Consider the following 13,275-nt stretch of genomic DNA (forward strand, 5'->3'; position numbering starts at 1 on the left):
TACTTAAAGATGGTCGGTGATGCAAGATTCGAACTTGCGACCCCTTGGACCCAAACCAAGTGCGCTACCAAGCTGCGCTAATCACCGACTTCGTTACACTACTGCAACGGGGCGCAATATTACAACCCACCTCAGGCAGCGTCAAACGATTTTTTGCCGTTTCGAATCGTTTGCTTATTATTTGAACCTTCTGCGAATTTTCCGGATAAATCGCCGGCGATCCGCTGGAATTATCAACAAAATGAAACGCTTCTGGCATTTGGCTTGGCGCTGCCCTATCGCCTGTGAGAAAATACGCCACAGCATATTTTTCAGATCACAGGCAGAACAAATGGCAGCTCAAATTATCGATGGTAAAGCAATCGCGCAGGCAACCCGCAATCAGGTCGCGTTGCGCGTCCAGCAACGACTGGCTGCCGGCAAACGGGCTCCGGGCCTTGCCGTCGTGTTGGTCGGCGCCGATCCGGCATCGCAGGTTTATGTCGGCAGTAAACGCAAAGCCTGTGAAGAAGTTGGTTTTGTGCAGTTTTCACATGATTTGCCTGCGGACACCACGCAACAGCAGTTGTTTGATTTGATTGACCAGTTGAATGCCGACAGCAGTGTCGACGGTATTTTGGTGCAACTGCCGTTACCAGCCGGTTTAGACGCATCCACTATTCTCGAGCGGATTAACCCACTCAAAGATGTCGACGGTTTCCATCCTTATAACATTGGCCGTTTAGCCCAGCGTATGCCTGCGCTGCGCCCATGTACGCCGAAGGGCATCATTAAGCTGCTGCAATCGACCGGTGTGCAAATTCGCGGTATGGATGCTGTGGTGGTTGGGGCCTCGAACATTGTCGGCCGTCCGATGGCGCTGGAGCTGTTATTAGCGGGTTGCACCACGACTGTCTGCCATAAGTTCACCAAAAACCTGGAACAGCAAGTGCGCCGCGCTGACTTGTTGGTGGTGGCGGTCGGTAAACCAGAGTTTATCCCAGGTGACTGGGTCAAACCTGGCGCCCTGGTGATCGACGTCGGGATTAACCGTTTAGATTCCGGCAAGTTGGTTGGTGATGTTGAATTCGACAAAGCTGTGCAACATGCCCGGTTTATTACCCCGGTGCCAGGTGGTGTAGGTCCGATGACTGTGGCTTGTCTGATAGAAAACACACTGGAAGCCTGCGAACAGTTTCATGACATGTAAGCTAAAGGTTTGGAATCGCCAAAAACTGCTCCTGAGTTTGCGGCGTACCAACCATCGCTGGTTATAAAAAACGCGGCTGATGCCGCGTCAGATTAATGACAAACCCCAGTTTTCTGGGGTTTGTGCTTTTCAGGAGTGGTGCATTCTCCGTCAGTGGTCATGGCTTAATAATGAGTTGTGGGTTGTTGAATTTGATTGGGCTGGTGTTGAATGAGCCGGCATTTGGCTTGGTTGATAGGGATTTAGGCTTGAGACTGGCTCAGGCGGCCAGCAGTAACGCCATTTTCTTGATGTTTTGCGCAGCACCCGCCAGCAGACATTGCATCTGGACTTTTTCCAGCCCTCTGAAGCGGGCATAGCGGTGGCCGTGGTGTTGTTTGGCGTCCGCGAAGCTACGCTCTACTGTTTCTTTGCGCCTTTTGTAAATCTTCTTGCCCCATGCGCTTAACCGGGTTTCATTGGCTGCCTCTTTGGCCGTTTCAAATACGTGTCGGGTCAATACTTTGGTGTGATTCTCACTTTTCGTGCAGCGGCTGCGGATAGGACAATCTTTGCATTTGTTGCGGTCGGATTTGTACTCACGATACCCGGCACGATTGGTGGTGCTGTACTGCAGCAGTTCGCCTTGCGGGCAGCGGTAACAATCGCTGTCTTTATCGTAGTCAAACGCGCTTTTGCGCAATAAGTCTTTGCCTTTGTTGGGCCGGCGGTAGCCCATCACCGGCTCAATTTGCCGCGCTTTAATCAGGTGGCACAGCATCGCAGTGTTGTAGCCCGCATCCAGCCCAACCGCGACCGGCTCAAGCTGGAAACGCTGCAGTTGCCGGTCAAGCCTCGCAATATAAGGCTGACTGTCGTGCTGATTGCCAGGCGTGACGTGCGTGTCAGTAATAAGGCCGTGCCGGCCATCGACGGTGCGGTGGTCGAGGTAAAAAAAGCCCTGCGGTTTGCCTTCGCGCGTCATAAAACCACTGTCAGGGTCTGTGGTACTGGCTTTTATCTCGCTCAGTTCACAGACGCTGTCATCCTTGGGAGCCAGTGGCTTTTTTCCGGCGGCTTTGCGCTCCTCCTCAATCGCCGCGTTGAGCTGGTCGACATAGGCCGAGGTACTGGCTGCCACTAACTTATTGATGGATTTATTCTTATTGGCACTGGCTTTTAAGTGCGTGCTGTCGGTGTAAAGCACGCGGCCGCCAATCAACCTTTTGGCAATGGCCTGCTCAACAATCCGGTCGAAGACCCGTTGGAACACATCAGTCCCGTTGAAACGGCGAATACGGTTCTGACTGAGCGTTGAAGCGTCCGGTACTTTATCGGTCAGCGACAAACGCAAAAACCAGCGATAGGCCACATTGACCTCAATCTCCTGCATCAGCCGGCGCTCACTGGGCACGCCAAACAAATAACCAAGCAGCATGATTTTGAACAGCATCACCGGGTCAATCGCTGGGCGGCCATTGTCTTTACAATACAAATCAGCGACTTCAGCACGGATAAATTCAAAATCTATGGTGGTATCGATTTTACGAACCAGATGGTTTTGTGGCACCAGCTGTTCCAGTGTCACCATTTCAAGCTGATGTTGTTGCGGGGAGATATCTCTGAGCATGAGGGCAGCTCCTGTTTGGACTCCCTCTATTAGATCAAAGGCCTGGATCTACGTCCAGGCCTTTGTCAGCAGTCTGACGCGGCTGATGCCGCGTTTTTTCATCCAAGATAACCGGACTTAGCCACGCCGCCAGCTGGTGACGCCGTTTTTATCTTCGACAATGATGTTTTTCGCAGTCAGCGCAGCACGGGCAGCATCGGCTGCAGCCCAGTCTTTCGCGGCGCGGGCAGCATTGCGGCTGGCAATCAACGCTTCAATCTCAGCAACATCCCCATCCGAACCACCGGCTTGCAGGAATGACTCGGCATCGCCCTGCAACACACCCAGGATCTCGCCAAGTTTTATCAGCAACGCAGCAAGTTCACCTGCTTTCACGGCATCATCCGTTTTGGCCTTATTGATTTCTCGGGCCAGATCAAACAGCACCGGCAATGCCAACGCGGTGTTAAAATCATCGTCCATCGCCGCATTAAACTGCCGGACATAGTCATTATCCAGATCCACGGTTGCTGATGGCGTCACGCCCCGTAGCGCGGTATACAGACGACCCAAAGCCGCGTGTGCCTGCAATAAGTTTTCCGTCGAATAGTTCAGCTGGCTGCGATAATGGCTGGATATCAGGAAATAACGCACCGATTCGCGGTTATATTCGGCCAGTACGTCTTTGACGGTAAAGAAATTGCCCAATGACTTGGACATTTTTTCTTTATCCACTTGCACCATACCAGTATGGATCCAGGTGTTGACGTACTGCGTGCCGTGCGCGCAGCAACTTTGCGCAATTTCGTTTTCATGATGCGGGAATTGCAGATCTGAACCGCCGCCGTGGATATCAAAATGCGTCCCTAAGTGCTTGGCACTCATCGCCGAACATTCGATATGCCAACCCGGACGACCCGCGCCCCATGGTGATTCCCAGCTTGGCTCGCCTGGCTTCGCCATTTTCCACAACACAAAATCCAATGGATCGTCTTTGGCCTGATCAATTTCAACCCGGGCACCCGCTTGCAGCATATCGAGATTCTGCTGACTGAGTTGGCCATATTCGGCAAAAGTACTGACATCAAACAGCACATCACCATCAGCCGCGATGTAAGCATGTTTTTTCGCCAGCAATGTTTCAATCAGCGCCACGATTTCATGCATGTGGGTGGTGACACGCGGTTCGATATCAGCGGGTAACAGGTTTAATGCATTGAAGTCGGCGTGCATCGCTTCGGTATAACGTGCCGTCAGCGCATCACAGCTTTCACCGTTTTCATTGGCACGGCGGATGATTTTGTCGTCAACATCAGTGATATTGCGGACATAAGTGACGTCATAACCGGAAAACCGCAGGTAACGGTTCATCACGTCAAAAGCGACATAAGTACGGGCGTGGCCAACGTGACAAAAATCGTAAATGGTAATACCACAGACATACATGCCGACTTTGCCGGGGACCAAAGGTTTAAACTGTTCTTTCTGGCGGGTCAGCGTGTTGTAAATCTGTAGCATAAAGTCCTCAGTAGATAACAAAAAACATGGCGGCAACAGGCCGCAATAAAGGAGATAGTGTAACACCGCATACCGGCCTGAGCTATCCTTGCTTTGTGTTCTAGAGCGCATCAGGTACACTAGCGCAAATTTTTTTAAGAGGATGAATAATGGTTACTTTTCATACCAATTTTGGCGTTATCAAACTGCAGTTATTCGCTGACAAAGCGCCAAAAACCGTCGAAAACTTTAAATCTTATGTGGCAGAAGGTTTTTATGACGGCACCATCTTCCACCGGGTGATCGACGGTTTCATGATCCAGGGTGGCGGTTTTACTCAAGACATGGAGCAAAAAGAAACCAAAGGTCAAATCCAGAATGAAGCGGACAACGGTGTTGCCAATAAAAAAGGCACTATTGCCATGGCGCGTACCAACGACCCGCATTCAGCAACCTGCCAGTTCTTTATCAACGTTGCAGACAATAGTTTCCTGAACTTCAGTGGCAAAAACGCCAGCGGTTGGGGCTACTGTGTGTTCGGTGAAGTCGTCGAAGGTATGGACGTGATTGACAAGATCCGCACCGTCGCGACTGGCCGCAAATTCGGTCATGCCGATGTGCCGGTTGAAAACGTGATCCTCGAGAAAGCCGAACTACATGGCTGAACGCTCGACCCTGCTGATCGCTGATCTGCATTTAAGTCCGGACAGGCCTGATATTACTCAGGCCTTTCTGCATTTTCTGGCTGGTCGCGCGCGTGAGGCAGATGCACTGTATATCCTCGGTGATTTGTTTGAAGTCTGGATTGGCGATGACAATCCGGAGCCTTTATTGCAGCAGGTCGCCACGGCCATCCGGCAACTGAGCGATCAGGGCGTGCCGGTGTATTTTTGCCATGGCAACCGTGATTTCCTGTTGAAACAAAGCTACGCCCGCCGTGCCGGCATGCAGTTGTTAGCACCGCATACTGTGGTCGATTTTTACAACACCCCTACCCTGTTGATGCATGGCGATAGTCTGTGCACGCTGGATCTGGGTTATCAGAAGTTCCGCCGCTGGTGGGATCAACCCTGGTGGCAATGGCTGATTCTGCATACGCCGTTGTGGTATCGCCAACATCTGGGCCGCAAAGCCCGTCGGGTCAGTGCCAGTGATAAAATGGCAAAATCGTCGATGATAATGGATGTGACGCCTGATGAAGTCCCTAAAATAATGGATCTGTATCAGGTGCGGCATCTGATCCATGGTCACACCCATCGTCCGGCGGTCCATGAGCTGAAACTGCCTGATGGTCAATCAGCCTGGCGCTATGTGCTTGGTGACTGGTACAGCCAAAGCGCCTATCTCGAAGTGCGGCCGACAGGTTGGCAGCTCCATTTTACCGCGTTGCCGTCAGCAACGACTTTAGACTAAGCCCGCGATCAGTTTTTTGAGGCATTGATGAATTACGCAGAATTGTTAGCGCCTATCCGCCAGTTTTTGTTATGTCCGACGCCACCGGCCTGGATTGAAAAAGCGCGCCAACCCGAGCAATTACCTGTATTGCTGCAGGACCATCTGCTGTGCGAACTCAAAGCGGCGCAAACGGCTATGTTATTGCTGCGTAAATATGCAGTGGATAAAACCGGATCAATGGCGCTGCTGGAATGGCTGAAGCCGTTTGAAGATTTTGCTTACCGTTTTATTGGCGATGCGGTCTCACTTCGCAACAGTGTCAAATTGAGCCGTGACTTAACCGGCCGTCCTGATGTGTCATACAGTGACGACATTATCGGAAAAATGGTGTTATTGATCCGCGAAGAACTGCATCATTTTTATCAGGTACTGGAGATCATGCAGGCTCGCAATATTCCATACAGCAATATCAGCGCCGGCCGTTATGCTAGAGGCCTAATCAGCGCCTGCAAAACACATGAGCCACAAATTCTGGTCGACAAATTAATCTGTGGAGCCCTGATTGAAGCCCGCTCCTGTGAGCGTTTTGCGGCTTTATCAGAAGTTGTCGATACTGAACTCAGTCAATTTTATATGTCATTGTTGCGCTCAGAAGCCCGCCATTTTGAAGACTATCTGACGCTGGCGCAGCAAATTTCAAAATCTGATATCGTACCTCGCCTGCAGCATTTTTTGCATATCGAAGCAGAGCTGATTCAAAGCCCAGACACCGATTTTAAATTCCACAGTGGCTGCCCGACCTGATTTATAGCGACTATCGGGCTCTATTCTTTTTGACCTGACTTGACGGCTGCAACTCTGTTAGCCATACCTTATTTACGAGTGTTCCGTTGTCACTCTGAGACCCACCTGTTGCAGTAGACAAGGATAACCAAAATGATTTTAAACCACTTATGGGGCTTATACGCTCATCCGAAAGAAGAGTGGCATACCATTGATAACCGCCACGAAAGTCTGAAATACAGCCTGACCCACATTTTACTGGTCGCGCTGATCCCTTCCATCTGTGCCTATTTTTCTGCCGTCAATATCGGCTGGAGTATCGGTGTTGGTGAACCTATCCGTCTGACCTCAGACAGTGCGGCTATGCTGGCCGTCGCCATGTACGTTGCGCTGATTGTCGGTGTGTTTGCACTGGCCTATCTGGCGCACTGGATGGCGCATACTTTTGGTTCTGAACCGACCTACACCCAGACTCTGGAGCTGGCTTCATACACCTCCACCCCACTTTTTATGGTCGGCCTGGCTTCTTTGTATCCGGAGCTTTGGTTCGTCATGCTGGTTGGATTGGCCGGGCTGTCGTATTCGGTTTATCTGCTATACGTCGGCGTGCCTATTCTGATGCATATCCCCGAAGAACGCGGATTTATCTATGCGAGCTCAGTCGTCACCTGCGGATTGATTTTATTAGTCTGTGTATTAACCGCGACAGCAATCATGTGGAGTTCTGGCTTCGCGCCCGTCTTTACACATTGACGAGTCCACAAAAAAACAAGGGAGCTATTGCTCCCTTGTTTGTCGTTCCGAGCAGATTAACTTTCGTTGTACAATTCCAGATCTGCCGCCATATTTGCGGCTTTTAATGCCATTGAATCTTCATTTCGGGCCGCATCCAGACGATTCAGATAATCCTGCGTGATGTCATTAGTGACATAAACGCCATCAAAAACTGACGTTTCGAACTTTTTAATCGCCGGATTTTCATCCCGAACTGCCGCGATTAAATCTTCCAGTGACTGGAAAATCAACCCGTCGGCGCCAATGATTTTGCAGATACTTTCCACATCATGACCATGAGCGATCAACTCATTGGCTGAAGGCATATCAATGCCATAGACGTTCGGGAAACGAATTTCCGGTGCCGCTGAAGCGAAATACACTTTACTAGCGCCAGCTTCACGCGCCATCTCGATGATTTGACCTGAGGTTGTACCACGTACAATCGAGTCATCGACTAATAACACATTTTTGCCTTTAAACTCTTGCTTGATTGCGTTGAGTTTACGCTTGACTGATTTCTTCCGTTCGCCCTGGCCCGGCATAATAAAAGTGCGGCCGATGTAACGGTTTTTTACATAACCCTGGCGATACTGCAAACCCAGTTCATGTGCGATATGTAAGGCTGCATCATTACTGGTTTCAGGAATAGGAATGACCACATCAATATCCAGATGCGACCATTCTTTTTTGATTTTCTGTCCGAGCTTTTTACCCATGTTCACGCGGGATGCATACACCGACACGTTATCGATGGTTGAATCCGGCCGGGCAAAATAGACATATTCAAAAATACAGGGGGTATAAGTTGGGTTTTCTGCACACTGCTGGCTATACAGCTGGCCGTCTTCCGTGATGTAGACCGCCTCACCGGGCATCACATCTCGCAGCACAGTGAAACCATCGGCATCAAGCGCCACACTTTCGGAGGCAACCATATATTCAGTGCCAAGTTCAGTTTCGCGTTTGCCCATCACCAACGGGCGAATGCCGTTTGGATCACGAAACGCCACCAGACCGTGGCCGATGATCAATGCCACTACCGCATACCCACCACGGACTTTGCGATGCACACTGGCGACAGCGCGGAAAATCGCATCCGGCATCAAATGCAGTGCATTGTCACATTGCAATTCATGTGCAAAAGCATTCAGCAGTACTTCGGAATCAGAGCTGGTGTTGACATGACGGCGGGCGTCATTAAACAACTGATCTTTGACTTCATCGGCGTTGGTCAGATTGCCGTTGTGTGCCAGGGCAATACCAAACGGACTATTGACATAAAACGGCTGCGCCTCGGCAGTACTGGCAGAACCTGCTGTCGGATACCGCACATGGCCGATACCGATATTACCGGCCAGACGCTGCATGTGCCGCGCTTCAAATACATCTTTGACCAGACCATTCGCCTTGCGTAAACGCAGACGATTCTGGTCCACAGTGACTATGCCGGCAGCATCCTGACCGCGATGTTGCAAGACGGTGAGGCCGTCATACAACGCCTGATTGACCGGATATTTACCTACGATACCAACAATACCACACATGGAACCTTACCTCGTCAGAACAGATGTCTGTTGCATAAAACTCGAGTTGTCTTTCAGATAGGTGAAAAACCACTCAATGATAAAATCAAATTCGGGGATCAGGATCGACGCTTTCCACCACTCAGAACTGGCCGACGGCGTAAAAGCATCCAGGAAAAACAGCAGCGCACTGACCACCAGCACGCCACGCAGCGCACCGAACACCAGGCCTAACAGCCGATCTGTGCCACTTAAGCCGGTGGATTGTACCAGCTTGCCAATCAGGAAATTCAGCAGTCCGCCAATCAGCAGACAAGAGATAAACAAGATCCCCACCGCAACAGCATTGCGGATTAAAGCATTGTCTATATTAGAAAAAAACGGTGCGAGATAGGGATAATAATGACTGGCAACGAAGAAGGCCAGTACCCAGATGATCAACGAAATGGCTTCTTTCACAAAGCCGCGGATTAGACTGATCAGTGTCGATAATCCGATGATTGCCAGAATGGCGTAATCAACCCAAACCATTTGCTACCAAAAAGGACGCTTGAGGACGGCGCGCATTCTACCAAATGGCGCGCCGGACTGCCTAGTTATTTTCAACTGGCTGGTAGCTGCTGACTTTCAGCTTCGGTACTTGCGCCAATTGCTGCAGCTGCGTCAACTTCGCTTCGAGTTGCTCTCTTTTCAGATCCGGGCCCACCAACACACTGACCATGGTCACACCCTGACTGTTGACGATTTTACGGGTAAAAGCACTGTGGCCGGCAGCCTTCAGTTTATTGACCAGCGCATTGGCATTCTGCTCTTTACCAAAGGATCCGACCTTCACCACAAACGCCGCCTGTGTGAGCGGCTTTTCGGCTTTGGGCTCAGCCGGTTTTTCTTTTGCGACCTGCTCTGCTGGCAAAGAGTCCGCAGGCAATGTCGAGGTTTGCACGTTTTGACCAGTGGTAGTGACTACGGGTGCCGCAGCTGCAGTCAGATCGCTGGCAGCGCCTGCTGTTGTCGGCGCCGGCTCCGGATCTGTCGATGGTGTGGATACGGCTGTCGTATTGTTCAGACCCGGCGCCGATTCTGTCGCAGATCCAACTGGCTCTGTGGTAACTGCGGCTGGCAGATCCAGTGGCTGACTATCATCAGTGACGGGCGCCATCGCAGTATTTTTTGCGGCCTGATGCTGATCCTGACTGAACACAGCAGGTTGTGCCACTTCGGCAAATTCAGGGCGCTCCGGGATCGCTTTAAAATCGTCTTTATTAACCTGCTTCTGACCATCTAACAAATCTGGCAAAAACACTACGGCGGCGACAACCAGAATGGCACTGCCAATCAGCCGGTTGGTAAAAACTGCTGTCATACATTTTCCTGTGGCCACAGACTCAGCATGGCGCTGACTGTGACAAAAGATCCAAAGACTACAAATAACTCATCGGCCGATGCCGCTTCGATGCAGCTATACACATCGGACAACTGCCGATATTGACAGCTTTGTTCGGTCGCTGGCAAGGCCTGCTGCAGTAGATCACTACCAGCGCCACGGACACCCGGCAGAGACACCAGATGCCAGCGCCAGGAATTGCCACAAAATGCCACCAAAGCCTCGCGAATATCCTTGTCTTTTAACATACCCACAACCAGATGGATCTGAGTATATTGCCCGGCCAGTTGCGCAAGCGCTGACGCCAGATAACGTGCCGATTGTGGATTGTGCGCCACATCCAGCAGAATGGCCGGCTGACGGCTCAACCACTGCATGCGCCCGGCCAGCGTGAGTTCCTGCAATACCGTCCGAATCACCGCTTCAGCCGGCAAAACGTCCAGCAATGCTAAAGTTGTCAACGCTGTCGCGACATTCTGTACCGGCACTGCCGGTGCAGGCAATGCCAGCAACTGGCTGGCGCCGAAGTGCCAGTCAAACTGCTGACCATCTGATTCAACATGATAGTCGTGGCCCGCACAGGTCAGCCGGGCCCCCAGATCTGCAGCAACCTCTGCTACTGATTGCGGCATCTGCAGGTCGCCGACTACGGCATGACGGCCAGGCCGAAATACACCAGCTTTTTCCCGGCCTATTGTTTCACGATCGTTGCCGAGCCAGTCTTGATGATCTAAATCGACGGTGGTGACAATACTGAGTTCTGGCTCAACAATGTTGGTTGCGTCCAACCGACCGCCAAGCCCAACCTCAATCAAGCAAAAATCCGGTTCCTGCTGTTTCAAGATGGCAAAAGCTGCCAGCGTGGTGAATTCAAAATAAGTCAGTGCGACGTCCTGGCGCAGTGCTTCCACCTGACGCAGTCCTTCCACCCACAGCTCATCACTGACATCGGTGCCATTCAGCCGTAAACGCTCATTGAACTTTAATAAATGTGGTGAGCTGTAAACACCAACACTGTATCCCTGCGCCAGCAATAGCTGTTCCAGCGTGCGGGCTGTGGTGCCTTTGCCATTGGTGCCAGCGATCAGGATCACCCGGTCCGGCAACTGCTGCAAAGCGCCACGACTGGCGACTTGTAACACCCGACCAAGACCAAGTTCAATTTTTTCAATCGGATGGGATTGTTCGATATAACAAAGCCAATCGGCCAGGCTGTGGCACGATTGGCTTTGCAGTACAGATGGTGAAGTCATAACGCCTTAAGCGACGCGATGCTCCTGGTCCGGAGCCGGCAACCGCATGAATTTTGCTACTAATCGCGCAATTGTATCGCGCATTTGCCGACGGTCAACAATCATGTCGATAGCGCCGTGCTCCAGCAGGAACTCACTGCGCTGGAAGCCTTCCGGCAGCTTTTCACGGACGGTCTGTTCAATGACACGCGGGCCAGCAAAACCAATCAGCGCCTTCGGCTCGCCAATATTGACATCACCCAGCATCGCCAGTGACGCCGAGACGCCACCCATAGTCGGGTCCGTTAACACCGAAATGTATGGCAGACCTGCTTCACTCAGTTTGGCCAGCGCTGCACTGGTTTTGGCCATTTGCATCAGCGAGAACAGGGCTTCCTGCATCCGCGCGCCACCCGAAGCAGAAAAACAGATAAACGGGATTTTGTGTTCCAGCGCAAACTCAACGCCTTTAACAAACTTAGCACCAACCACAGATGCCATCGAACCGCCCATAAATTCAAACTCAAAGCTGGCAGCGACTACAGGCATACCTCTGAGTGAACCCCGCATCACCACCATCGCATCTTTTTCGTTGGTATCTTTTTGCGCGGCAACAATACGGTCTTTGTAGCGCTTGCTGTCTTTAAATTTCAGAATGTCCTGCGGCTCCAGCTCTGCAGCCAGTTCCACTGTGGTATTCAAATCAAAAAACTGAGTAAGACGGGTACGGGCGCTGATCCGCATATGGTGATCACATTTAGGACAGACACCTAACTGGCGATCCAAATCCGCTTTATATAAGACTGCGTCACAAGCGGTGCATTTAGTCCAGACCCCTTCCGGAATGTTGCGACGGGCAGACGACGACGTGCGGGGCAGGATTTTTTCTAACCAACTCATAAGAATTCCTATATCTGACTGCGCTTATAATTCTGTGCAGTTGTGCTGAATTTAACAGAAATTCAGCGAAATTGAGGCAAACGGCGGTTATTAAAACACAAAGCCCATACGCAGAATACCAAAAACTGGTCTTAGTAGTTGAGATACAGCCGGTATGAACCGGTTGTTAGGACCGGAACAATTCGCTGAAGTTCAGTGAATCAATCCGGCAAAAACAACGGGCCTAATGCAGTTTTTGGTATATCAAAATGCGCCGGATAATCGACATCCACCAGATAGAGTCCTTCCGCTTTGGCTGTTGCGGCAGCCAGCGTCCGATCTTTTGCCGCCAGTAACTCTGCGATCCATTCCGGCGAACGACGGCCCATGCCCACTTCCAGCAGGCTGCCGGTAATGTTGCGGACCATATGATGTAAAAAGGCATTGGCTTTGATGTCCAGCACAATGAAATTGCTAAACCGGCTAATCTGCAAATGCATCACATTGCGAAACGGTGTATTGGACTGACACTGAATGGCGCGAAACGACGAGAAATCCTGTTCACCTAACAGTGCCGGCGCAGCTGCCTGCATCAAGGACACATCAATATCCTGATGATAATGACTGAGGCCGGCACCCAAAATGGCTGGCCGGAATTTGTGATTGTAAATGACATAACGATAACGGCGTGCAGTTGCGGAAAAACGCGCATGAAAGTCATCTGATACTGGTTTTGCCCAACGCACTGCGATCCCCTGCGGCAAATTTGAATTGGCACCCATGATCCAGCCGCGCATATCGCGACTGGCGTCAGTGTCAAAATGGATGACTTGCCCGGTGCCATGCACACCTGCGTCGGTGCGGCCGGCACAAAAGATTTCGATCGGTGCATTGGCAACCTGGCTCAGCGCTTTTTCCAGCTCACCCTGAATGCTGTTCACTTCCCGCTGACGTTGCCAGCCAAAATAGCCAGTCCCGTCATATTCAATCCCCATCGCAATGCGCATTCTGACTCCAAGGCCACCCAA

General features: G+C 51.2%; 13 protein-coding genes and 1 tRNA gene. 5 read left to right on the forward strand and 9 right to left on the reverse strand.

All coding sequences use genetic code 11. From position 1 onward, the window contains the following. Window positions 1-10: 10 nt before the first annotated feature. Window positions 11-87 (reverse strand) — tRNA-Pro (locus ATY27_RS00945). A 244-nt stretch (window positions 88-331) separates the two neighbouring features. Here ATY27_RS00945 and folD point away from each other — a divergent pair. Continuing rightward, the gene (gene folD, locus ATY27_RS00950) at window positions 332-1,189 is read left to right on the forward strand and encodes a bifunctional methylenetetrahydrofolate dehydrogenase/methenyltetrahydrofolate cyclohydrolase FolD (RefSeq protein ID WP_208932272.1); all 858 of its coding nucleotides are present in this window, start codon (window positions 332-334) and stop codon (window positions 1,187-1,189) included. Window positions 1,190-1,448: 259 nt separating this feature from the next. Here the strand turns inward: folD and ATY27_RS00955 are convergent, their stop codons facing one another. Further along, window positions 1,449-2,798 (reverse strand): IS1182 family transposase, encoded by a 1,350-nt coding sequence (locus ATY27_RS00955; RefSeq protein ID WP_208932133.1) that lies wholly within the window; start codon window positions 2,796-2,798, stop codon window positions 1,449-1,451. 117 nt (window positions 2,799-2,915) lie between these two features. Beyond that, window positions 2,916-4,295 (reverse strand): cysteine--tRNA ligase, encoded by a 1,380-nt coding sequence (gene cysS, locus ATY27_RS00960; protein ID WP_208932273.1) that lies wholly within the window; start codon window positions 4,293-4,295, stop codon window positions 2,916-2,918. A 149-nt stretch (window positions 4,296-4,444) separates the two neighbouring features. Between cysS and ATY27_RS00965 the strand changes: the two genes are divergently transcribed. The 4 genes from ATY27_RS00965 to ATY27_RS00980 all read left to right on the forward strand — a co-directional run bounded on the left by ATY27_RS00965 (window position 4,445) and on the right by ATY27_RS00980 (window position 7,205). Further along, window positions 4,445-4,939 carry a peptidylprolyl isomerase gene (locus ATY27_RS00965; protein WP_208932274.1) on the forward strand — a complete coding sequence of 165 codons (495 nt, stop codon included), beginning with the start codon at window positions 4,445-4,447 and terminating at the stop codon, window positions 4,937-4,939. Further along, window positions 4,932-5,687, forward strand: a complete 756-nt coding sequence (locus ATY27_RS00970) for a UDP-2,3-diacylglucosamine diphosphatase (RefSeq protein ID WP_208932275.1) — start codon at window positions 4,932-4,934, stop codon at window positions 5,685-5,687. Before ATY27_RS00965 ends, ATY27_RS00970 begins: the two co-directional genes overlap by 8 nt. Window positions 5,688-5,714: 27 nt before the next feature. Further along, entirely contained in the window at window positions 5,715-6,473 is a 759-nt protein-coding gene (gene miaE / locus ATY27_RS00975; RefSeq protein ID WP_208932276.1) for a tRNA isopentenyl-2-thiomethyl-A-37 hydroxylase MiaE, read from the forward strand. 132 nt (window positions 6,474-6,605) lie between these two features. Then, window positions 6,606-7,205 carry a Yip1 family protein gene (locus ATY27_RS00980; protein ID WP_208932277.1) on the forward strand — a complete coding sequence of 200 codons (600 nt, stop codon included), beginning with the start codon at window positions 6,606-6,608 and terminating at the stop codon, window positions 7,203-7,205. A gap of 56 nt (window positions 7,206-7,261) precedes the next feature. Here the strand turns inward: ATY27_RS00980 and purF are convergent, their stop codons facing one another. From purF to truA, 6 genes are all read right to left on the reverse strand, one after another. After that, window positions 7,262-8,773, reverse strand: a complete 1,512-nt coding sequence (gene purF, locus ATY27_RS00985) for an amidophosphoribosyltransferase (protein WP_208932278.1) — start codon at window positions 8,771-8,773, stop codon at window positions 7,262-7,264. Window positions 8,774-8,779: 6 nt separating this feature from the next. Next, a complete protein-coding gene (locus ATY27_RS00990) occupies window positions 8,780-9,283 on the reverse strand; it encodes a CvpA family protein (RefSeq protein WP_208932279.1) in 504 nt (167 codons plus the stop codon). Window positions 9,284-9,344: 61 nt separating this feature from the next. Further along, window positions 9,345-10,115 (reverse strand): SPOR domain-containing protein, encoded by a 771-nt coding sequence (locus tag ATY27_RS00995; protein ID WP_208932280.1) that lies wholly within the window; start codon window positions 10,113-10,115, stop codon window positions 9,345-9,347. After that, window positions 10,112-11,389, reverse strand: coding sequence for a bifunctional tetrahydrofolate synthase/dihydrofolate synthase (gene folC / locus ATY27_RS01000; protein ID WP_208932281.1), 1,278 nt, complete (start codon window positions 11,387-11,389; stop codon window positions 10,112-10,114). Before folC ends, ATY27_RS00995 begins: the two co-directional genes overlap by 4 nt. A gap of 6 nt (window positions 11,390-11,395) precedes the next feature. Next, window positions 11,396-12,268 (reverse strand): acetyl-CoA carboxylase, carboxyltransferase subunit beta, encoded by an 873-nt coding sequence (gene accD, locus ATY27_RS01005; protein ID WP_208932282.1) that lies wholly within the window; start codon window positions 12,266-12,268, stop codon window positions 11,396-11,398. A 200-nt stretch (window positions 12,269-12,468) separates the two neighbouring features. Next, window positions 12,469-13,242, reverse strand: a complete 774-nt coding sequence (gene truA / locus ATY27_RS01010; RefSeq protein ID WP_208933377.1) for a tRNA pseudouridine(38-40) synthase TruA — start codon at window positions 13,240-13,242, stop codon at window positions 12,469-12,471. Window positions 13,243-13,275 lie beyond the last annotated feature (33 nt).

It is taken from the genome of Rheinheimera sp. F8 (assembly GCF_001518915.1).

What these genes read in the sequence shown, in the direction of transcription:
- folD (WP_208932272.1), top strand. Translation starts at nt 332, where the DNA reads ATGGCAGCTCAAATTATCGATGGTAAAGCAATCGCGCAGGCAACCCGC.
- ATY27_RS00955 (WP_208932133.1), bottom strand. Translation starts at nt 2,798, where the DNA reads ATGCTCAGAGATATCTCCCCGCAACAACATCAGCTTGAAATGGTGACA.
- cysS (WP_208932273.1), bottom strand. Translation starts at nt 4,295, where the DNA reads ATGCTACAGATTTACAACACGCTGACCCGCCAGAAAGAACAGTTTAAA.
- ATY27_RS00965 (WP_208932274.1), top strand. Translation starts at nt 4,445, where the DNA reads ATGGTTACTTTTCATACCAATTTTGGCGTTATCAAACTGCAGTTATTC.
- ATY27_RS00970 (WP_208932275.1), top strand. Translation starts at nt 4,932, where the DNA reads ATGGCTGAACGCTCGACCCTGCTGATCGCTGATCTGCATTTAAGTCCG.
- miaE (WP_208932276.1), top strand. Translation starts at nt 5,715, where the DNA reads ATGAATTACGCAGAATTGTTAGCGCCTATCCGCCAGTTTTTGTTATGT.
- ATY27_RS00980 (WP_208932277.1), top strand. Translation starts at nt 6,606, where the DNA reads ATGATTTTAAACCACTTATGGGGCTTATACGCTCATCCGAAAGAAGAG.
- purF (WP_208932278.1), bottom strand. Translation starts at nt 8,773, where the DNA reads ATGTGTGGTATTGTTGGTATCGTAGGTAAATATCCGGTCAATCAGGCG.
- ATY27_RS00990 (WP_208932279.1), bottom strand. Translation starts at nt 9,283, where the DNA reads ATGGTTTGGGTTGATTACGCCATTCTGGCAATCATCGGATTATCGACA.
- ATY27_RS00995 (WP_208932280.1), bottom strand. Translation starts at nt 10,115, where the DNA reads ATGACAGCAGTTTTTACCAACCGGCTGATTGGCAGTGCCATTCTGGTT.
- folC (WP_208932281.1), bottom strand. Translation starts at nt 11,389, where the DNA reads ATGACTTCACCATCTGTACTGCAAAGCCAATCGTGCCACAGCCTGGCC.
- accD (WP_208932282.1), bottom strand. Translation starts at nt 12,268, where the DNA reads ATGAGTTGGTTAGAAAAAATCCTGCCCCGCACGTCGTCGTCTGCCCGT.
- truA (WP_208933377.1), bottom strand. Translation starts at nt 13,242, where the DNA reads ATGGGGATTGAATATGACGGGACTGGCTATTTTGGCTGGCAACGTCAG.